The sequence below is a fragment of the Saccharibacter floricola DSM 15669 genome (assembly GCF_000378165.1).
GTDB lineage: Bacteria > Pseudomonadota > Alphaproteobacteria > Acetobacterales > Acetobacteraceae > Saccharibacter > Saccharibacter floricola.
The window spans coordinates 17,858-39,318 of the sequence record NZ_KB899341.1 but is presented as its reverse complement, the minus strand read 5'-3'; the positions used below and the strand labels follow the sequence as shown (position 1 = coordinate 39,318).

At 53.8% G+C, this 21,461-nt stretch carries 15 protein-coding genes and 1 riboswitch; of the genes, 10 read left to right on the top strand and 5 right to left on the bottom strand.

All coding sequences use genetic code 11. The features are described 5' to 3' along the window. Nucleotides 1-4 precede the first annotated feature (4 nt). From pnuC to F457_RS0108475, 3 genes are read right to left on the bottom strand one after another with little or no spacing between them, the layout of a single operon-like run. On the bottom strand, nucleotides 5-592 hold the full coding sequence (gene pnuC / locus F457_RS0108485; protein WP_018980709.1) for a nicotinamide riboside transporter PnuC: 588 nt from the start codon (nucleotides 590-592) through the stop codon (nucleotides 5-7). Beyond that, a complete protein-coding gene (locus tag F457_RS0108480; protein ID WP_018980708.1) occupies nucleotides 585-1,697 on the bottom strand; it encodes a phosphotransferase enzyme family protein in 1,113 nt (370 codons plus the stop codon). Before F457_RS0108480 ends, pnuC begins: the two co-directional genes overlap by 8 nt. Nucleotides 1,698-1,701: 4 nt before the next feature. Further along, a complete protein-coding gene (locus F457_RS0108475) occupies nucleotides 1,702-4,044 on the bottom strand; it encodes a TonB-dependent receptor (RefSeq protein WP_018980707.1) in 2,343 nt (780 codons plus the stop codon). Nucleotides 4,045-4,132: 88 nt separating this feature from the next. Beyond that, nucleotides 4,133-4,240: riboswitch (TPP riboswitch) on the bottom strand. 207 nt (nucleotides 4,241-4,447) lie between these two features. Here F457_RS0108475 and rpe point away from each other — a divergent pair. Genes rpe through F457_RS0108460 form a run of 3 tightly spaced genes read left to right on the top strand, consistent with a single transcriptional unit; the run spans nucleotide 4,448 to nucleotide 7,826 of the window. After that, on the top strand, nucleotides 4,448-5,107 hold the full coding sequence (gene rpe / locus F457_RS0108470) for a ribulose-phosphate 3-epimerase (protein WP_018980706.1): 660 nt from the start codon (nucleotides 4,448-4,450) through the stop codon (nucleotides 5,105-5,107). Next, entirely contained in the window at nucleotides 5,107-6,717 is a 1,611-nt protein-coding gene (locus F457_RS0108465; protein ID WP_018980705.1) for a heparinase II/III family protein, read from the top strand. The genes rpe and F457_RS0108465 overlap by 1 nt, the downstream gene beginning before the upstream one ends. Continuing rightward, nucleotides 6,714-7,826: a glycosyltransferase family 4 protein gene (locus F457_RS0108460; protein WP_018980704.1), complete on the top strand. Its 1,113-nt coding sequence runs from the start codon at nucleotides 6,714-6,716 to the stop codon at nucleotides 7,824-7,826. The genes F457_RS0108465 and F457_RS0108460 overlap by 4 nt, the downstream gene beginning before the upstream one ends. Nucleotides 7,827-8,006: 180 nt before the next feature. On the opposite strand, the gene tyrS is transcribed toward F457_RS0108460, so the two are convergent. Then, nucleotides 8,007-9,263, bottom strand: a complete 1,257-nt coding sequence (tyrS, locus tag F457_RS0108455) for a tyrosine--tRNA ligase (RefSeq protein ID WP_018980703.1) — start codon at nucleotides 9,261-9,263, stop codon at nucleotides 8,007-8,009. A gap of 24 nt (nucleotides 9,264-9,287) precedes the next feature. Further along, nucleotides 9,288-9,959: an alpha/beta hydrolase gene (locus F457_RS0108450; RefSeq protein ID WP_018980702.1), complete on the bottom strand. Its 672-nt coding sequence runs from the start codon at nucleotides 9,957-9,959 to the stop codon at nucleotides 9,288-9,290. Between the two features lie 301 nt (nucleotides 9,960-10,260). Here F457_RS0108450 and F457_RS0108445 point away from each other — a divergent pair, with 301 nt between their 5' ends. The 7 genes from F457_RS0108445 to F457_RS0108415 all read left to right on the top strand — a co-directional run bounded on the left by F457_RS0108445 (nucleotide 10,261) and on the right by F457_RS0108415 (nucleotide 21,447). Then, nucleotides 10,261-11,367, top strand: coding sequence for a cysteine desulfurase family protein (locus tag F457_RS0108445; RefSeq protein WP_018980701.1), 1,107 nt, complete (start codon nucleotides 10,261-10,263; stop codon nucleotides 11,365-11,367). Nucleotides 11,368-11,691: 324 nt separating this feature from the next. Beyond that, nucleotides 11,692-12,831, top strand: a complete 1,140-nt coding sequence (locus F457_RS12665; protein WP_018980699.1) for a cysteine desulfurase family protein — start codon at nucleotides 11,692-11,694, stop codon at nucleotides 12,829-12,831. Nucleotides 12,832-12,865: 34 nt separating this feature from the next. Continuing rightward, nucleotides 12,866-13,180, top strand: coding sequence for a ferredoxin family 2Fe-2S iron-sulfur cluster binding protein (locus tag F457_RS0108435; RefSeq protein ID WP_018980698.1), 315 nt, complete (start codon nucleotides 12,866-12,868; stop codon nucleotides 13,178-13,180). Nucleotides 13,181-13,189: 9 nt separating this feature from the next. After that, nucleotides 13,190-14,275, top strand: coding sequence for a tRNA 2-thiouridine(34) synthase MnmA (mnmA, locus tag F457_RS0108430; RefSeq protein WP_018980697.1), 1,086 nt, complete (start codon nucleotides 13,190-13,192; stop codon nucleotides 14,273-14,275). 6 nt (nucleotides 14,276-14,281) lie between these two features. Next, entirely contained in the window at nucleotides 14,282-14,950 is a 669-nt protein-coding gene (locus F457_RS0108425) for a glutathione S-transferase family protein (RefSeq protein ID WP_018980696.1), read from the top strand. Nucleotides 14,951-15,169: 219 nt separating this feature from the next. Continuing rightward, nucleotides 15,170-18,802 (top strand): bifunctional proline dehydrogenase/L-glutamate gamma-semialdehyde dehydrogenase PutA, encoded by a 3,633-nt coding sequence (gene putA, locus F457_RS0108420; RefSeq protein ID WP_018980695.1) that lies wholly within the window; start codon nucleotides 15,170-15,172, stop codon nucleotides 18,800-18,802. Between the two features lie 107 nt (nucleotides 18,803-18,909). Further along, nucleotides 18,910-21,447 (top strand): excinuclease ABC subunit UvrA, encoded by a 2,538-nt coding sequence (locus F457_RS0108415; protein WP_018980694.1) that lies wholly within the window; start codon nucleotides 18,910-18,912, stop codon nucleotides 21,445-21,447. The last annotated feature ends 14 nt before the right edge of the window (nucleotides 21,448-21,461 follow it).

Below are 21,461 nucleotides of genomic sequence, written 5' to 3'. Positions count from 1 at the left end.
GAGGTTAGGCGGCATTCTGACGGGGACGCCATGTCGTGTAGCCATAAAGGGCGAGGGCGATAAAAAAACCATAGAGAAGCGCGGTCGGGTAAAGAGCGCGTGTTATAAACAGCCCTGTATAGACGAGATCAATCACAGCCCAGAGCAGCCAGCTTGCGCGGTGGCGTCGTGCTGTCCACAGTTGGGCAAGTAGGCTCGCGCTGCTCAGGGAGGCATCTAAGACCGGAGTGGGGTCATCGCTCCACCGTTGAAGAGCAATGCTCCAGCCCCAAGCGAGTAGGATGCTGAGGCCTGCGCCAATGAGCGCCGTGCGGATAGATAAAGGTCGCGCTGGAAGCGATTCCGTATGGTTGGTGGGGGTTAGGGCTACTGTGCGGCGGTCTCGTGCCCACAGAAACCATCCATACCCAATGCCAAGACAAAAGACGCCTTGCAGGGCGACATCGGCATAAAGGCGAGCCCGCCAAAAGACCCAGCTATAAAGCAGCGTCGCGATGAGTGAGACCGGCCAGCTCCAGAGAGAGCGACGGGCCGTGAGGCCAACGCCGATAGCGCTTAGAACCGCAGAGAGTATTTCGATCCCATTAGGCATAAGGGGCTAATGCGTAAAGCAGTCCTTGCCCGGCGGAGCTATGGAACCAGCGTGCATGGCCGAGTAAGTAGCCATGATAGGCAATGTCAGCATGGGCTTTATCGCCCAACAAATACCCGTAATAGGCGATCTCTGAAAGTGCAAACGTGATGTGGCAGAGGGGCAAGAGCGACGCGACCAACGCATTGCGTGCGGCTGTGCGTGGGCAATGGTGATTATATGCTTCTAGGAAATGTTCGATTTGTTCATACGCGATCGGCTGGGAAGAGTTTGGTGCGATCCAACGGATAAAGCTACGCTCAAGCGCGACCGCAAGGTCAAATTCTGCGCAGCTTAAATTGCTCATCCCGAAATCAAAAATGCCATACACATGGTCTTGATGCCATGTGAGGTTGGAGCCGTGCCAATCACCATGGCCCCATAGCGGTGTCATGCAGTCGCGTAGGGAGAGGAAATGCTGATGGAAGGGCGTTATGAGTGGAAGCAGCTCGTCCAGCCAGTTTGCAGGGAGATGGGCGGAAAGACCAGGCTGGGTGAGCACCCAGTGACGAAGGCTTTCACCAAGGTCTTCCTGCAGGAGTGGCTCCATACAGGACGTCAGAAGGCATGGCGAGCGCGATGGGGCATGGTAATGGCTACTGGCTTGGTGGAGGCGTGCCAGCATCGCTCCGGCAGAAGCGGCATGTTGGATGTTATGGTAAGGCTCCCACGAACGTGTGGTGTGATAGAGGTCGTCTCCTTTTAGAAGCGGGAAGACTTCAAAAACGCCATTGCCAGCAATGAGGGTGCTGAGCTGTTGATGGTCGCGTAGCGGGGCGCAAACGGGAAGGCCTTCCGCTAAAAGATGCTCGATAAAGCGGTGCTCGTCAGTCAAACTATCCGCAGGGCGAAGGCGGTAATCATGACGTTTGATAAAGACCTCATGGCCGTCGTTTAAGCGAATAATCCCTGCGGAGGAAAATGGGCGTTCACTTTGCCAGCGAATCGGACGATGGGCAGCAGGGGAGAGGCCAAACCCTTTGAGAACATGACAAATATCCTGTTCTTGCAAAGGAGGCCAGTCGCTGACTTTATGGCTTTCATCAATACCGAGCGCAATGGACATGGTGTTAAAATCCTGTTGAAGCCGTAAAAAGCACCGCAAACCCACCGCCAATATAATAACTGGGGCTTGTTCCGGCGATGCTGCTTCCATGAATGCCGCGGGTCGTGTGGGCATTAAATTGTGTGGAGCTAACCCCGGAAAGATAGTGCTGATTGGTGATGTTGAGGAAGTTCAGGCGCATTGTTGGTTTATTGAGAATACTGACATTCGAGAAACGATACCCCATAGAAAGATCGGCTGTTGTGTAAGAGGGCATGCGTTCGTCATTCATGAAAGTCGCGTATTGTTTACCTGTGTAATGAGCCGTGATCATGCCAAAGAGGCGGCCGTCATCATAGCGCAACCCCATAGCGGCTTGCACGTGCGGACTACGCACGGCTGTCTTGCCTTTGGTGGGGAGGACATCCCCATTGGAGGGAAGATTGTTATCAATCGTCGCGTGGAGATACTCAAAAGAGACATAAGGGCTGATATGGTGCCATGGGCGTGTGCCGATCTCGGCATCCACCCCGCGTGAGGTTTGGCCGCCTGCATTGACGGAGTAGGACATCGTGCCCGTACTGTTTTGGGTGGTTACCTGTCGGTTGGTAAAGTTATAGTTAAAGAACGTCACACTTCCTGTGATCCACTCTCCCGTACGGCGATAGCCAATTTCTTCTGAGATGGAATATTCGTTTTTAAGACTGCTGGTTCCAACTCCTGCTCGATCAGGTGATGTAAGTGCAAAAGTATCGTAATACGCCGTTACGGCGGGTGCTCGGAAATTGGTGGTGGCATTGAGGAAGAGCTGATCACGCGGGGTAATGGACCAACGCATTCCAAAGCGAGGAAGAGGTTCTGCGCTGTTGGAGGTTACATTATGCTGTGGGCCGGGGAGGGCATTCGTGCCCCAGCGGGAGAGCATGACTTCTTTAAAGCCGATATCAAAGGTGAGGCGGTCTTTGAAGAGAGAGATATGGTCGCCAAGAAAGAGCGCATTAACCTGCGACATGGTATGAAAACTTCCCGCGAGTAACCGTTGCCCATCTTGGAGAAGAACGCGGTCACGGCTTTTGTCAGCCCAAATATTACCAGAATATCCGTTGCTTTGGACGGTCGTAAAAGGCTGTTGTTCATTATCGTCTGTATAGTCATACCAATAGCCGAGGACGATATCATTCCACCCGTATCGTGCATGAAGTGCGGCGTTAAAGCCTGAACGATAGCTGCGTTGGTTGGAATCCCACCGTATGGGAGCGGTTCCATTTTGGGTGCCGGGGAGGTTGAGTGTTTCATTCACGGGTTGGGTGCCGAGATAATTTCCTGTTGTGCCCAGTGTGGAGCCGGAGGGGAAGTTCCCATAAGCACTTTGAGCGTAAGGTGTTAGATCAAAGGAAAAATGATGCGATAGCCTGAAATGCATTGGTGCACCGATATAGAATGTTTCTTCAGGGTCGCGCCAAAGCTTCCAATAATCAGTTCCTTGAGCCGCATTATTAGGGTCGTATCTTTTGGCTTGATTGATGTGGATGCCGGAGCTGTGCCACTGATCTAACGTGGCATGGGGGTAATAGCTGGTGATCGCGCGGTTCCATGACCCCAAGAGGCTCACGCGGTTCCCTTGTCCCCATTCTTTGAGGAATTTGAAGTCCACATGTTGGCGATCATCATGGCCGGCTCCGCGCCAATTATCGGTATGGCTGTTGGAGTAAGACGCAAAAGCGCGCACGCCTGTATGGCCGATCTCTCCGGTTTCTAGCCGGAGGAAGCCGCGTCGCATATTATAGGATCCGTAGGAGAAAGAGGCCATCCCGCCGGGTTTGAAGGAGGGGTCAAGGAAGTGGAGCGACATAAGCCCGCCTGCTGCATTAAGCACAGGGCTGTTTAAGTCTGCAGAGCCTTGCTGGAGGCCGACTTCGCTATAATTTTCTGTATCGGCAAATTGGCTAGGATAGCCGCCATAATAGGCGACATCATTAAGGGGCATGCCTTCTAGGACATAGCCTAGCGCATCGCCATTAAGGCCACGGACGCTTAGATTCGTTTGGGGAGAGATCCCAAATGGGTCGGAGGTGGCGACATTGGCACCGGGGAGCATGGATGCAAGCTGGAAGGCCGTTGCACCAGGGGGTTGAATATCCATATAGGCGCGATCCACCACACTGCGTGCTTGGCTGCCATGTTGAGGTCGGATCAGCCCGCCACCACTGGCTGCTTGTTGTGAACCATGAGCGACGAGATGTTCTACCCCATGTGGGGGAGCGGAGCGCTGTGCATGGGGGGAATGATCCCGTTTTGTATCAGCACGTGCAGGCCAGCAGAGGCTAAGTAGGCATAACGTGGTTGATAAAGTCAGGAAGGTGCGCATCAAGCTCTTCTTGTTACCATAAGATAAAGAAGACCCAGCGCAAAAAAGGCGTTAGTTCAGGGCAAACGGCCTGTGCACTCTCGTCAGGCGTGTGCTGTTTTCCTGTCCCTTCGCCGGTATGAGCCGGATCAGGTTCAAAGGGTTCGGGTTCGTACCGTCTCAGCCCCATTGATATGGGACGCCCCTCGGATGAGGGAGAGAATAAAGAAAAGTCTTTGGTCTGTCTATCGTTGAAGAGAATGGTTCTTATTAAGAAAAGAACGGGGCTATTCGCGTTTAGAAATGAGGCTTACTCTTTTAACGATATGCTGAGGGTCTTCATGGTAAAGTCTCTTGCAAGAGGGGCTATGGTGGCCAATATTGAGAATGTAATTACCCCTAATTGTGCTATAACGGAGGATACATGCCGATTATTGCCCCAAGCCTTCTTGCTGCGGACTTCTCAAATTTACGGCATGAAATGCATGACGTGTCCTCTGCTCCGTGGCTTCATCTGGATGTGATGGATGGGCATTTTGTCCCTAATATCTCTTTTGGTATGCCGGTGATTAAAGCGTTACGTCCTCATAGCCCGGCAAAATTTGATGCGCATTTAATGGTAGAGCCGGTGGATCCGTTGTTAGAAGCCATAGCGAAAGCGGGTGTTGACCATATTACGGTGCATGTGGAGGGGAACCCCCATCTTCATCGCACGTTGCAGACGATTCATGCGCTGGGCTGTAAAGCAGGCGTTGCCATTTGCCCGGCCACACCACCAGAGGCTTTGTCTTATGTGATGGATCTCGTTGATATCATTTTGGTTATGACGGTTAATCCGGGCTTTGGTGGACAGAAATTCCTCGAAAGTCAGTTACCGAAGGTGCGTACGCTGTCAAAGATGATTGCTCAGAGTGGTCGGGATATCGTGCTCGGTGTGGATGGTGGTATTGATGCCACGACAACGCCACGCGTGACAGAAGCCGGTGCGACGATGCTCGTGGCAGGGTCTTCAATTTTTGGAAAAGAAGACCGAGCCGCTGCGATCACAACGCTTGAACAAGCTTCGGTTTCTGCCGTGCCCTGATGCTTTGGAGTGATTGTTGGCGCCGCCTGAAAGTCGCTTTTGCGCATGTGCCGTTACGCCGGAAGGCGTCGGTTTACCCTGTGTTTCTTTATCGAGACACGGGGCAGGGGGATATTGAGCAAGGCATCAGGCTTGCCAATGGTCATTTTGTTTTTGATGGGCGTTCCTATCGTCTTTCAGCCCGTACAGCGTGGGAAGAGCCATGGCCTGCGGATGTGAGGCGTTGGGTTTATAGTTTTGTATGGCTGCGTGACTTGCAGGCGCTGGGCAGTAACGAAGCGCGCCTCACAGCGCGCACGCTCATTGCTTCATGGATCGCCCATACCCCTCATGACCCGATTGCCCAAGAGGCCCCGGTTTTGGGGCAGCGATTAGCGAGTTGGCTGGGGCAGTATGAGTTTTGCTTACTCACGGCAAAAGATGTGCTTCAGAAACAGGTTATGGAGGTCATACGGCGTGATGGCCGTGTGTTAGCGGCGTTATTGCCGCTTTCCCCTCATGGATGGCGAGGACTTTTGGCGCTGCGAGGGCTTTTAGCGGCGTTTATGGCTGTGCCAGACCAAGAGGGTTTTTTTCTACGCTATCAGCGTTATTTGCCATACGAGCTTGAGCGCCTCATCGGTGCTGATGGTGTTGTGGCCGATCGCAGTCCTGAAGCACAGTTTCAGGCTGTGCAAGAGCTGTCGAGCATGATTGCGATGTTTAATGCGTTACAGTTGCCTGTTCCACCGTTGATGTCAACAACGCTCGCACGAATCTGTCCTGTATTACGCGCTTTTTGTCATGCTGATGGACGCTTAGCGGTGTTTAATGGAGCGACTGAGCGCACAGAGGATGATCTCGCACGCGTGCTGGAGCGGGCAGAGCGATATAAAGTGATTGCATCTTCTGTCTCAATGGGCGGTTTTATGCGCCTGACATTGGGGCAGTCCTTGCTCTTTGTTGATGCTGCTCCTCCACCGTCTCTTGGTCATGATCGAGACGCGCATGCAGGCACGTTGTCGTTTGAGTTTTCCCATCATCATCATCGTCTTCTCGTGAATTGTGGCGCGTCTTTAGGTGGAGCTTGGAAACAGGCGATGCGAGAGAGTGCGGCGCATAATGTGTTGGTCGCTGATAATCTATCATCGTCCGATTTTGGTCGAGACGGGCATGTGTCACGTCGTCCATCGCAGGTCGAGTGCCAGCATCGGAGTAATGATGAGGCGCATTGGCTCGATATTTCCCATAATGGTTATTATCCTTCACTGGGTGCAACTTGGTCTCGGCAGCTTTATCTCGGCCAAAATGGTGAAGATTTGCGCGGGTGTGACATCATAGAGGGGGAACGCGATGTGCGTTTTATCGTGCGTTTCCATGTGCATCCGGACGTGCGTGTTGTGCAGGAGGAGTGCGATATTATTCTCCATGCTGGCGAGGAAATTTGGCGTTTTTGCCAAGCGGGTGGGATGTTATCGGTCAGCGATGATGTCTATCTAGGCCGTGGACATCCAGAGCCCAGCCGTCAAATTGTGATTGCCTCACGTGGTGGACGTGACGTGCAGACGGAAGGCAAGCCTCATAAACGTCAGCAAAAAGTCTCTTGGATGTTGGAGCGTGTGCCAGCGTGAAGATTCTTGAAATCACGAATGTCGATTTCGCGTTAAAGCAGTTTCTTCTTCCTCTCATGAGAGCGTTAAGGGAGGCAGGGCATGAGGTGCACGGCGTTTGTGCTGATGGGCCTGATATTGAGGCTGTACGGCATGAAGGGTTCATCGTCCATACGCTGCCGATGGCTCGTTCATTGTCGCCGAGAGCACAGATACGTGCAGTGAAGGCACTGTGGTGGCTGATTCGTCTGGAAAAGCCCGATCTTGTTCATGCGCATATGCCCATTAGCGGTGTATTAGCCCGTCTTGTTGCATGGGCATGTGGTGTGCCGGTGATTGCTTATACAGGGCATGGTTTTCTGTACCGTCAACCGGGGCCGCTATGGCGCGTCTGCTTAGGGGTATTGGTGGAGTGGTGCGCAGGGAGGGTGACAGACCGCTACATGACGGTCTCTTACAGTGATGCTCAAGCCGCCCGGCGGTTAGGCTTTCATCGTCGTCCTATAGCTGTAGGGAATGGGCGGCCTTCGACACAGTACCGGCCTGACCGTCAGGTCAGAAAAGCCTTCCGTGACAGGCTTAATGTGCCTGAGGATCGTTTTATCGTGCTGATGGTTGCGCGTTTGGTGCGCCATAAAGGGTTACCGGAGCTGCTTCAGGCCATAGCCATGGTGCCTCAGGCAGAATTATGGCTCGTGGGGGAGCGATTGCCGAGCGATCATGGGGACGATATGGCCTGTATTTTAGCAGCAGCGCAACAGACGCTGGGGTCTCGATTGCGTGTTTTCGGTGCACGGGATGATGTGGTGCGCTTTATGCAGGCGGCAGATCTTTTTGTGCTCCCGAGTTTCTTTGAGGGGCTGCCGATGGTGATTGTTGAGGCTATGTTGTGCGGCCTTCCTGTCGTTGCGAGTGATATTCCCGGCCCGCAAGAGCAGATTGTAACGGGGGAGACAGGGTGGCTTGTCCCAGCAGGAGATTCCCTGGCTCTTGCACGAGCGATTGCTTGGATGATCCATCATCCGCAAGAGTGTCAGCAGATGGGGCGGGCTTCTCGAAAACGCGCATGCTCTTGTTATGAGGAAAAGCATGTCCTTACGCGCATGGTGCAGACGCTCACAGGGGCCTAAACACCGTCGATATCAGGGCAAGGGTACTGGGCGATGGCAGAGTCGTTGTAAAGAATTTCTGCTTTTGTAAGCTTATGGCAGAAATTGTTGCATTTTTAATACCAGAGACCTCAGAGAGCATCGTGATAGTCTGTAGGAGTGCAGGGAGAGTGTCAGACCCTGCACTCCTACGGGAAAACTTTATGAGTTGAGCGTAACTAACAGATGTTTTTTACGCCCAGAGGAGAGCTTGATTTTCCCTTCATGAGCGTCTTCTTGCGTGACGATCTGGTTCTCGTCCTGAATAACGACGTCATTGAGCCGAGCGCCGCCACCGCGAATGAGACGCCGTGCTTCACCACCACTTTTGGCTAATCCTGCCTCTGCAAAGAGCTTAAAGGCTGGGAGCCCTTCATGAAACAAAGAGGCTGGGAGTTCTTTTTCAGGCAGAGCCGCCTGTGTAGCCCCTTGCTCGAAAACTTTTCGTGCGGCTTCTGCAGCGTCTTCTGCAGCGGCACGCCCGTGGCAGATTGCTGTTGCCTCTGTTGCGAGGATTTTCTTAGCATCGTTGATGGCAGCCCCCTCAAGGGCACCGAGGCGTTCACATTCATCGACGGGCAAGTCGGTAAAGAGCTTGAGGAACCGTCCGACATCTGCATCTTCTGTATTTCGCCAGAACTGCCAATAGTCGAAGATAGGGAGTTTTTCAGCACTGAGCCACCGTGCGCCACTGGCTGATTTCCCCATTTTTGCCCCGGAGGCCGTCGTAATCAGTGGTGTGGTGAGGCCAAAGAGGCGGGCGCTATCGGTGCGGCGCCCGAGTTCGATCCCTGAGACAATATTGCCCCATTGGTCTGATCCGCCCATTTGCAACACAGCCCCATGACGACGGTACAGCTCACGGAAATCATAAGACTGCAAAATGGAGTAGTTAAACTCTAGGAATGTCAGCCCTTGCTCACGTTCAAGCCGTTGTTTCACACTCTCAAAAGAGAGCATACGGCTGACAGAGAACTGCACACCGACATCTTGGAGAAGGTCGATATAAGAAAGTTTATCAAGCCAGTCCGCATTATTAACGAGGCGGCATTGTTCGTTGGAAAAATCGAGGAACTGCCGCAGCGACCCCTCAATTCCCTTCAGGTTACGGGTGATGGTGTCTGCGGTCATCAAAGAGCGCGCTTCATCACGGAAGGACGGATCACCAATCTTCGCCGTGCCCCCGCCCACGAGAGCAATTGGGCGATGGCCGTGTTTTTGGAGCAGACGCAACAGCATAATGGGCAGTGCACTGCCCACATGCAGGGAGTCGGCTGTAGGGTCAAAACCGATATAGGCCGTGATAGGCCCTTCCTGCATGCGTGCATCCAGCCCCTCAAGGTCCGTGCACTGAAAGATCATGCCACGCGCTTGGGCCTCTTGGAGAAAGGGGCTTTTGAGCGTTGGGCTTTGGGACATGAGGCTGTCTTTCGTTCTGTCAGGTTAGCCAGCTGCTTCAGCAGGAGCGGCGAAGAGAGACGTTTGGCGGGTGACCACGTGGTCTTCCAACGCATCAGCGATCTGATTAGCTTGTTGGGAGAAGATATGATCAGCTTGCTCTAAAATGCGGTAGTCCACATCTACATTCTTCTGCGTGTTGAGCTTTTCAACCAGCTTACGAATACCGCTTTCAGGGGCCATCGTGTCTTTGCCACCAGCAATCATGAGCCCGCTGCACGGGCAGGGAGCAAGAAAGCCGAAATCATAATCATTTGCGGGCGGAGCAACGCTGATCCAACCGCGGATCTCAGGACGACGCATCAGAAGCTGCATACCGACAAAAGCGCCGAAGGAATAACCGCCAATCCACAGCTCGGTCGAGTTAGGATTTACCATCTGCATCCAGTCTAGGGCTGCAGCGGCATCGGAGATTTCACCAATCCCGCCATCGTAACGTCCTTGAGAACGGCCAACCCCACGCGAGTTATAGCGCATGACCGAAAAACCCATTTCTTGGAAGCGGCGGTACATCGTATAGGTGATGCGATTATTCATCGTGCCGCCATGCAACGGGTGAGGGTGCAACACCAGCGCCAGCGGGGCGTTCGGATTGTCAGAATGATGGTAATGACCTTCGAGCCGCCCATCAGGGCCAGCAAACATCACTTCAGGCATGCGTCTCTCGTCTTATGGTGCGCTCTGCCTTCCACCGCCGGAGTGGCGCCAGAGCGTATGACAGATAAAACAACCCCACAGAAAACCTGTCGGGTCTGAGGATAATGAGGGGGGAGAGGGTTAAGAACGTCTCCCAGAACATATAGTGGCGTTGTATATCGACTCTTGAGGGCCAATTTCTAGCAAAATCGACTCTTTTATGAAGCTTTTATGTCGCACCCTACATTTTGATGGGGGCTTAAAGGCGCTAAAGAGTGCCCCTAGCACTGGCAGAGGCGCTTTCTCCGTTTGAGGTTCATGCATGACACAGTCCTTCTCTTCTGCAATTTATTTGGATGCTAACGCGACCGAACCCCTTCGCCCCCAAGCGCGTGAGGCGGTCTTGCGTGGGCTCGACCAAGTCGGCAATCCGGCCTCGGTGCATCATGATGGCCGACAAGCGCGGGCCTTATTGGAGGGTTGTCGCAAACAGATCGCCCGTTTTTTGCAGCGAGACGCTGATTGTTGCGTTTTCACCTCTGGTGGGACGGAAGCAGACACGCTGGCGGTGCACGCGTTTGGTCATGCCCAAGGGCGGCGTGTGTTGATTGGGGCTACGGAACATGATGCCATCCGCAAAGCAGCTCCCGAAGCGACCATTATTCCTGTTGATGAGCACGGCCTTATTCGATTGGAGGTTCTGGCGCAACTTTTGGAAGAAGGCGGCCCCGCGTTAGTGTGTGTCATGGCGGCTAATAATGAAACGGGCATCTGCGCTCCACTGGATGATATTGCTGCTTTATGCCGAGAGCATGGCGCGCTGTTGCATGTGGATGCTGTGCAAAGTGCTGCGCGTTTGCCCTTTGATGTTTCGGTGCTAGCGGGGGCTAGTATAGCGCTGTCAGGCCATAAGATGGGCGGCCCGAAAGGAGCAGGGGCGTTGGTGTTGGCTGAAGATGCGCCTTTATCGCCTCTCCTCCCAGGTGGTGGGCAGGAGCGCGGGCGGCGAGGTGGAACGCCCGCTCTTCCGGCAATTATGGGCATGACGGCTGCGTTGGAAGCGAGCCAAGCGCAGGATTGGGCCCCTATAGCGGCATGGCGTGACGCTTTGGCGGAGACGGTACAACAGGCCGGTGGGCTCTGCGTTGCTGCTGACGTTCCTTGTTTGCCCAATACGCTGAGTGTTGTTCTGCCCGATGTGGCGGCACAAACACAGCTTATGATGCTCGATCTTGAGGGATTTTGTGTGTCAGCTGGGTCGGCCTGCTCCTCGGGAAAGGTTGCGGCCTCTCATGTGTTGCAGGCGATGGGTCTGGGGGAACGCGCTGGGCAGGCATTGCGTATTTCATTGCCTTGGAACGTGGAAGAGGCGCATGTTCAAGCCTTCGGTGAGGCGTATAAGAAGATGGCACAGCGGTTGAAGAAATAGGGAATGACGGCGCTATGCTGTGCCCTGTCGTTCCGTCGCCGTGATGGGGGGAATGGGGCCTATCCGTTTTCAATGAGCGGGCTGATATGTCTCTTTGGTGGCGACCCTGCGCTCATGACAAGGTCTTTAGAGGCACGCTTATAGCTCCCGTTAAGCGGATGCCAGACAGGCGATGAGCTTCGGCACTGTACAGGAAGACCATGTAGCTGCCTTTGTTGGATGGGGGCGTAAGGCGGTTTTGGCGCGAAAGTAGAGAGTTCCTATATTCCTTTGCACAGGGTTGTGTGTTTCGGGATTTATGAACGCGTAAGGGGGCTATCTGTCGTGATCTATCTGGATAATTTAGCGACAACGCCGTGTGACCCGGCTGTTTTTGCCGTGATGGAACCCTGGTTTGGGCATTTTTACGGTAATGCGGGTAGTTTGCATGAGGCTGGACGCCGTGCGGAACAGGCGGTGGAAGCTGCGCGTGAGCAGATCGCAGAAGCTCTAGGGGTGCGACACCGGGAGATTGTGTTCACCTCAGGGGCAACGGAATCGAATAATTTAGCCATTAAGGGGGCGGTGCGTTTTTTGCGCCAGCATGGTGATAAACGCCGCAGGGTTATCACTGTGGCGACAGAACATAAATGCGTGCTGGAAAGTGTGCGTGCTTTGGAGGATGAAGGGTACGAGCCGGTTATTCTCCCGGTGGAGCGTGATGGGCGCCTTTCTCCACAGACCTTGCGCCACGCGTTAAAGACGCCACCGCTTCTGGTCAGCATCATGGCGGCTAATAATGAAACCGGTGTGCTGCATGACCTTGCAACCTTAGCGCCCATGGTGAAAGAAGCGGGGGCGTTGTTGCATGTGGATATGGCGCAAGCTTTGGGGAAAATTCCGGTTGACCTGACACAGGTCGATCTTGCGTCTTTTTCGGCTCATAAATTGTATGGCCCCAAAGGGGTTGGAGCGCTTTACGTGCGCCATCGTCCACGGGTACGCCTCCAGCCTCTCTTGTCTGGTGGTGGGCAGGAGCGTGGGTTGCGGTCAGGGACAGCGCCTGTGCCCCTTATTGTGGGGATGGGCGAGGCGGTTCAACGTGCTGTGCAAGGACGTGAGCAGGAGGCTGCCTCTATCAGAATGTTACGAGATAGACTGGTAGCAGGCATACAAGCGCGCCATCCAGAGGTGCGCATCACTGGGGAGGGCGCGCCGCGTTTGCCGGGGGTGGCTCATCTGTGCCTTCCAGAGGGGTGTTGGGCGCAAGAGGTGATGGACTCTTCGCCTGATATAGCCTGTTCGACAGGGTCTGCATGTTCGGCTTTGTCGGGAGCGCCGTCCTATGTACTTGAATCCATGGGCTTTTCTGAGGCAGAAGCGCGGCGGAGCTTGCGCCTATCGGTCGGACGCTTTACCTCGGGGGACGATATCGACTGTGTGGTGGCCCAGCTTAGCGCTGTGCTGGATAAAAAACGCGCATAGCGACGCCTGTAATTGACATCATAGAGAGTGTTTTATGCCAAAGATGGTTTTTGTCGAACGTGATGGTACACGCCGTGAGGTTGAGGCCAAAAATGGTCTTTCTGTTCTAGAAATCGCTCATGAACATGACATTGATTTGGAAGGGGCCTGTGAAGGCTCACTCGCCTGCGCAACGTGCCATGTTGTGGTGGACCCTGCCTGGGCAGATAAGTTAAGCGACGCGACAGAAGATGAAGAAGATATGCTGGATCTCGCTTTTGGGCTTCAGCCAACATCACGTCTTGGTTGCCAGATCGTGATGAAAGATGAGCTGGATGGGCTCGTCGTTTCTCTACCAAAAGGGAGCTAAGAGAGCTTTATGCGTATCCTTGTGGCGATGTCTGGTGGGGTTGATAGCTCTGTTGTTGCGGCGCTGCTGAAACGGCAAGGCCACGAGGTGATCGGGGCAACGCTCCAACTCTATGAGCATAATGGCCCAGCGCGCCCCGGGGCCTGCTGTGCTGGGCGTGATATTATGGATGCCCGCACGGTGGCTGATCGAATGGGTTTCCCGCATTACGTTATTGATGCGGAAAGCCGTTTTCGTGAAAGCGTGATTGATAGTTTTGCGGATTCGTACGCGCGCGGTGAGACGCCTGTTCCGTGTGTTGCGTGCAACCAGGGCGTGAAGTTCACAGACTTGCTGGGGCTCGCGCGCGACCTAGGGTGCGAAGCGATGGCCACGGGGCATTATGTGCGTCGTCTTGAAGGGCCAGACGGGGTGGAAATGCACCGCCCGGTAGATCGTGATCGTGATCAGACGTGGTTTCTCTTTGCGACAACGCGTGAGCAGCTTGACTATCTGCGTTTCCCGCTGGGCGAGATGCCCGATAAAGACCATGTGCGTGCTTTAGCAGAAGAGCTGGGGCTTGATGTCGCGTCAAAACGTGACAGTCAGGATATTTGCTTTGTCACCAATGGTTCTTACGCATCATTGGTTGAAAAGATGCGCCCTGAAATTGAAGGGCCTGGCGATATTGTTGATGCCGAAGGGCGTGTGTTGGGCCGGCATGAAGGGGTGGCGCGCTATACGGTGGGGCAAAGCCGTCGTTTAGGGGATATTCACACCCAAACAGGGGAGCGTCAGGTTGTCACTCACATAGATGTGAAGAACCGGCGAATCGTTGTTGGACCACGGAGTCAACTAGGGATCGGTGACGAGCATTGCAAAATAGTTCTACGTGATATGAATTGGCTAATTGACGCGCCCCCTGAAGGCGTGTTTTGTGGGGTTCAGCTTAGGGCGCGAGAATCTTTGCGGCTCGCCCGTGTAAAGCCTGTCGGACAGGCACAGGCCGAAGTCCTGTTGGACGACCCAGCCCTTGCGGCTCCGGGTCAGGCCTGCGTGTTGTACGATGGGGAACGCGTTCTAGGAGGTGGGTTCATTCTAGCGAAGGGACGCTAACATTAAATGGCCGGTCTGTTGCTTCTTGGGTCGCGTCGTTACTCCTCATGGTCATTGAGGGGATGGCTTGCTGTGCGTCTGGCAGGGCTAGACGTTGAAGAAGAGGTGATTCCTCTGAAGGGGGGAGGTCGTACGGTGGCGATCCATCAACGCTCTCCTAACCGTCTTGTCCCCTATCTCGAACATGATGGCGCTCAGGTTTGGGAAAGCTTGGCCATTTGTGCCTATTGCGCAGAAATAACCCCCTCTTTATGGCCGCAAGACCGCTTGGCACGTGCTCATGCATGGAGTGTGAGTGCGCAAATGGCAGCAGGCTTTCGGGCGATCAGGCAGCTTTGCCCGATGAATATGGAGCGTGAGCCTGCACGACCAGCAGGTCTATCAGCAGAGCAGCAGGGTGCACTTGAGAAGGATTTATCTTTTCTCAATACCGTGCTTACACATGCTCTGACACGCAATGGTGACGCAACGCCGTATCTTTTTGGTGCACATCCCGGGGTGGCAGACTGCATGTACGCCCCGATAGCACTGCGTATTGCCCAATATGGGCTTGAACCCTTTTTCTCCCCCGACGTGATCGCATGGTGCCAGCAATGGCGCGAGCATGCCTTGATGCGACGATGGCAGGAGCTCAGTGCGCAAGAACCCGCTTCTTGGCGTCTTGGCACTGGGTAACGGGTTTTCTTTTTTGACCGTTTTAGAAACGGTTTTCTTGTCTCAATTTCATCGGACATAGAGAGCAAAGCTAAGCCTCATATTTCGACATAAAAATGGGCACCCATTTTTAACGAAAGGCAATGGACAGCTCTGCGAATCCGTGGTGGATTGGGTGTTGGAGTAATTTTCCGAAATAGATCGGGACTTTTTTGTTACGAAATTTCTGAGGTAGTGGTTATGGCGTATTTTTCAGAACATTTTGAGCTCGTTCCGCAGCGTTCAACGTTGCGCCAAGCCATTACTCATAAGACGCGATGTTTAGAAGAGGAGTGCGTCACAGCCCTCCTTCCTGATGCGGAACTAAACGAGAAAGAAGAAGCTATTGCCTCTTCAGTTTCGCTCGAGTTGGCACATGCATTGCGTGAAAATCGTCGTCCCGGTCTTGTGGAAAGCCTGGTTCAAGAATTTAGCCTTGCCTCTGATGAAGGTGTGGCGTTGATGAGCATGGCTGAGGCTTTGTTGCGTACACCTGATAAAGCGACACGTGATGCGCTGATTAGCGACCAAATTAGTGTTGGTGATTGGCTTTCTCACGCAGGACGTGGGCAAGGTGTGGTGATTAATGCGGCTTCTTGGGGGCTCGCTCTTACCGGGAAGATCATTGCGCCAGACCATCGTATGGGCGTGGTGCAGTCCATGATGAAACGTCATGGTGAGCCTGTTGTGCGTCAAGCCATGCAAGTGGCGATGCAGATGATGGGTGGCCAGTTTGTTCTGGGTGAAACCATCGAGAAAGCCCTTAAAGGCGCGCGCACGCGTGAGGCTGAAGGTTTTACCTATTCCTACGATATGTTGGGTGAAGCCGCCCTCGATAAGCCGGACTGCGAAGCGTATCAGGCTGCGTATCATCATGCGCTGGAAGAAATTGGCCGAAGGGCTACGGGTGAGGGCATGCATGAACGCCCCGGCCTATCAATTAAGCTGTCGGCACTGCATCCACGCTATTACCGTTCCCAATATAAACGGGTGATGACAGAGCTGCTGCCAACAGTTAAGCAGCTGGCGGTGCGGGCGAAGCATTACAATATCGGTCTGAATATTGATGCTGAGGAAAGCGAACGGCTTGAGCTGTCGTTGGATATTTTGGACGCTCTATGCCGCGATCCTGACCTAGCGAATTGGGATGGGATTGGCCTTGTGGTGCAGGCTTATAGCCGTCGTGCCCCAGCGGTGCTGGATTATGTGATTGATCTGGCGCGTGAAACCAATCATCGCATCATGGTTCGTCTTGTTAAAGGCGCTTATTGGGATAGCGAACTTAAAAAAGCACAAATTGACGGGGTGAGTGACTTCACACTCTTCACGCGTAAAAGCCATACAGATGTCAGCTATATCGCCTGTGCCCGTAAATTGATGAATGCGACGGATGCTGTCTTCCCACAATTTGCAACGCATAATGCGCGTACGGTGGCGTCCATTTACGCGATGCAGGGGGACGACTTCTTCCCCGGGCAGTATGAATTCCAGTGTCTGCATGGCATGGGAGAAGGGCTGTATGAAGAGGTCGTTGGCCCTCATAAGCTTAACCGTCCATGCCGTATTTATGCGCCTGTGGGCACGTATGACACGTTGTTGGCTTATTTGGTGCGTCGCTTGTTGGAAAATGGGGCGAACTCGTCCTTCATCAACCTGCTGGGGGATTCGTCTGTTGAGCTTGAGAAGCTTGTGGAAGACCCTGTAGCGATCACGCGTACCTTTAGCCCTGTTGGGGTTGGGCATTCTGAAATTGCGCAACCAAAAGATATGTTTGGTGAAGAGCGCCGTAATTCTACCGGGATGGATTTCTCTGATGAAAATGTTCTGACGAGCTTCCGGGAATCGCTGCTCAAATTGCCAGAGCAGATCTATGCTGAGGCGATGATCCCAGGGCGTAAGCCGCAATCTGAGATTCAGCCTGTTCTCAATCCAGCCAACCACCAAGATCAGGTTGGTACGGTGCAGAATGCAACCATCAGCGATGTGCCGCATGCGGTAGAAAATGCGGAAGCGGCCTTCCCTACATGGGCTGCTAAAGCACCAGAAGAACGTGCGAGCATTTTAGAACGGGCTTCCGACCTTTTAGAGAAGAAAGACATTGCCTTCTTAGGGATGGCTGTGCGTGAAGCGGGTAAATCCTACCCGAATGCCGTTGCTGAGCTGCGTGAGGCGGTGGATTTTCTGCGGTATTATGCGGCACAGATTCGTCGCGAGTTTGATAATGAAACCCATCGTCCATTAGGGCCGGTTGTGTGTATTAGCCCATGGAACTTCCCGCTGGCGATTTTCTTGGGCCAGATTTCTGCAGCGCTTGCAGCGGGTAATACCGTTTTGGCTAAACCTGCTGAAGAAACGCCACTAATTGCGATGATGGCTGTAGAAGCGATGCATGAGGCTGGCGTGCCTAAAGACGTGCTGCAATATCTTCCTGGAGAAGGAGATGTTGGGGCGGCCTTGGTGGCTGACGAGCGTGTTGCCGGTGTTATGTTCACCGGGTCAACAGCGGTGGCGCAGGCTATTGCGCGTCAGCTGGCTGGACGGTTGGGGCGTAATGGGCAGCCAGTGCCGTTGGTGGCAGAAACGGGTGGCTTGAATGCCATGATCGTGGATTCGTCAGCACTGCCAGAGCAGGTGGTGACGGACATCGTAACCTCTGCTTTTGACAGTGCAGGTCAGCGTTGTTCGGCTCTGCGTTTGCTGTGTGTGCAAGAGGAAGCGGCTGATCGTGTGATTTCCCTGCTGAAAGGGGCCATGGCGGAGCTACGGGTTGGCGCGCCAGCGCGTCTGGAAACAGATGTCGGCCCTGTGATTAGCGAACACGCTAAAGCGGGTATTGGTGCCCATGTGGAGGCGCTCCGGGAGAAGCATTTCCCGGTTTATGAAGCTCCTATGACAGACGAAGCGCAGCAGGGCAGCTTTGTGGCACCGACTCTTGTTGAGGTGCATACGGTTGAGGATCTGGGACAAGAGGTGTTTGGCCCCGTCCTGCACGTTTTGCGGTATCCACGTCGCGGACTGGATGGCTTGATTGATCAGATCAATGATAGCGGTTACGGCCTGACCTTTGGTGTGCATAGCCGTGTTTCTTCCACCATCAATCAGCTCGTTGAGCGTGTTGAAGTGGGCAATGTTTATGTGAATCGCAACATTGTTGGGGCGATTGTCGGCGTGCAGCCTTTTGGTGGGCGTGGCCTGTCAGGCACAGGGCCGAAAGCTGGTGGGCCGTTGGCGGTGCGTCGGCAGCTTGCTGAAGCTCCGATGACACCTTTGGCGATTCCCGGAGCGGAACTGCCTGATATTGCGCTGTCTTGGCTGCTTTGGTTGGGCGTGGAAGATCACGAGCTGACAGAAGCGATTATTCCATGGATGGAGCATGGCTTGCTGGACCGCGTGTTGGAGCTGCCGTCCCCTGTGGGTGAAAGCAACGTTTATTCTCTGAAGCCGCGCGGGCGTGTCTTGGCGCTAGCGGATACGGAAGCCGGCTTGAAACGCATCATCAGTTACGCGGTGAGCTGTAATAATGATGTGGCGTTCTTGAGCACGCCTGATGTGATGAAGTCGCTGGATACCATGTCGGATGTGCTGCGTGAGCATATCACGCCGGTGCGTCATAAGGGCGATATTGCAGGGTGTTCGGTGATTGTGGCCGAGACGGATAGCCCCGTTTTATGGGACATTGTGCGTGATCTGCTGTCTGATCCCAAACAGCCGATTCCAACAGTCTATCTGGCAGATGAAGAAACGCTTCGCCCAGAGTTCCTGCTTGAAGAGCAGGTGATTAGCACCAATACAGCTGCTGTAGGGGGGAATGCCCAGCTTCTGTCACTGAGCTAACGCGTTACAACGTCTTTACTTCTTGTGAAAGAAGGCCACTATGGTGGTCACAAAAGGCCCTCTTGTGAGAGGGCCTTTTGTGTTTAGTCAGATGAAAAGGCGATGTCATGACAGGCTCAACCCCTTTGGACATGGCGGGAATGATCCGCATCCATGAAGCGCAAGAACATAACCTACAGAATGTGAGTTTAGAGGTGCCGCGTGGATGTATTGTTGTGTTTACGGGGGTGTCAGGGTCTGGAAAATCATCGTTAGCCTTTGGTACGCTCTATGCTGAAGCGCAACGCCGTTATTTAGAAACAGTGGCCCCTTATGCGCGGCGGTTATTTCATCAGCTTCCACCACCAAAGGTTGCGTCTATTGAGGGGTTGCCGCCTATTATTGCCCTACAACAGCAGGCCGGCACGAGCAGCCGTTCGTCTGTTGGTAGTGTGACCACGCTGTCGAATGTGCTGCGCATGTTGTACTCGCGTGCTGGCACCTATCCTCCCAATACCGCGCGCATTTCTGCGGAATGTTTTTCACCCAACACACCAGAGGGGGCGTGCTCTCATTGTCAGGGCACAGGGCAGCTCTATGACGTTGCGGAAGATAAGCTCGTCCCAGATGAGACGCTCAGTATTCGGCAGCGTGCCATTGCGGCATGGCCTACAGCCTGGCAGGGGCAGAACTTGCGGAATATCCTGATGATGCGGGGCATTGATGTTGATGCGCCATGGCGTCTGTTGCCCAAAGAGGTCAGGGAGTGGATTCTTTATACGGATGATACCCCAAGTGAGCCGATCTATCCGGGGCTTACCTATCAGCAGAGCCAAGAGGCGATGGAACGGGGAGAGGCTCCGTCCTATCGTGGCACGTTCATGAGTGCACGGCGTTATGTGTTGCAGAGCTTTTCCTCCACGAAAAGTGCTCGGACGCGGGAGCGTGCCGCTTCTTTTATGCGTGCGCAGTGTTGCCCTGTGTGTCATGGGCAGAAACTGAATCCTCATGCACTCGCGGTAACTTTTGCAGGGCGTACGATCACTGAGTTCTCTCAGCTGTCTCTTCAACAATGCTATGATGAGGTCGTGGCGCTTCTTATGAGGCCCCATACGGAGACGGCGGAAGGACGTGTGATCAATGAGATCGCCACGGCTCTGCAAAAGCGAATGGAGGTTTTGCTCGAGCTGGGGTTGGGATATTTACAAATAGATCGCGCGGTTGAGAGTTTATCACCGGGTGAGTACCAGCGTTTGCGTTTAGGGACGCAAGTCCATTCGGCGCTTTTTGGCGTGGCTTATGTCTTGGATGAGCCAGCAGCTGGACTGCATCCAGCAGACGTTACATCGTTGATGCAGGTGTTGAAGCGGCTGCCTGCCGAGGGAAATTCTTTATTATTGGTCGAACATGACCCCGAGGTGATCAAACAAGCCGATTGGCTTGTCGATATTGGGCCCGGAGCGGGAACAGAAGGGGGGCGCGTGCTCTATAGTGGCCCTCCAGAAGGGTTGAAAGAGGTGCGTGAGTCGCGCACACGTCCTTATCTCTTTTCTCCTCCGCCGTTGATCAAAGATGTGCAGCGTTCGTTGAAAGGGGAGCTCTGTGTAGAGGGCATCACATGGCGTACGCTGCATCAGCTGACCCTTACCCTGCCTTTAGGGGGGCTGGTTGCGGTTACAGGCGTGTCCGGCTCCGGCAAGTCAAGCTTGGTCAGTCAGGCGCTTGTTTCTCTTGTTCGTCGCGCGTTGGGTCAAAAAACTGTTGAAGAGCCGCTAGGGTCTCATGCGTCGATAGATGATGAGGGTATGGCTGAGGAGCAGGATGGAGAAGAGCCGTCCGGTCAGGTGACTCGTGGCCTTGAGCATGTGAAGCGACTAGTTGTCATTACGCAAAAGCCGATTGGTCGGACATCGCGCTCTAACCCTGCGACGTATACAGGGATTTTTGACCATATTCGGAAGCTTTTTGCCGCCACGCCCGAGGCGAAGAAGCGTCAATTACGCGAAAGTGCGTTTAGTTTTAATGTACCTCAAGGACGTTGCCCTCACTGTCAGGGGTTAGGGAGTGTGTCTATTGAGCTGTTGTTTATGCCCGGTGTTGAAGCGCCGTGCCCAGAATGCCATGGCGCGCGGTATAAGCCTGAAATTTTAGCAATTACGGTTCGAGGGAAAACGATTGCCGACGTTCTCGCCATGACCGTGGATGAGGCGTGTGAGTGGTTTAAGACAGAAGAGACCGTATATCGTGGTCTTGAAACATTACGTTCTTCGGGGTTGGGATATTTACGCTTGGGACAACCCGCTCCAGAGTTGTCGGGTGGTGAAGCACAGCGATTAAAATTGGCAACAGAGCTCCAAAAACGGCGCACAGTGCCGATGTTGTATATTCTGGATGAGCCCACAACAGGTTTGCATCCAGCAGACACAGACCGCCTTTTGGGACAGTTACAGCTCTTGATTGCTCAAGGGCATAGTGTGGTTGTTGCGGAGCATAATATGCGTGTCGCAGCGGCCAGTGACTGGGTGATTGATCTGGGGCCGGGGAGTGGTCAGGAAGGGGGCTGTATTGTCGCTGCTGGAAGGCCTGAGGATGTGGCCATGTCAACTGTGAGCCAGACGGCACCTTATCTAAGACCATTGCTTCAGGCATCAAAGCAGAAAGAATGAGTGTGATAGGTGCA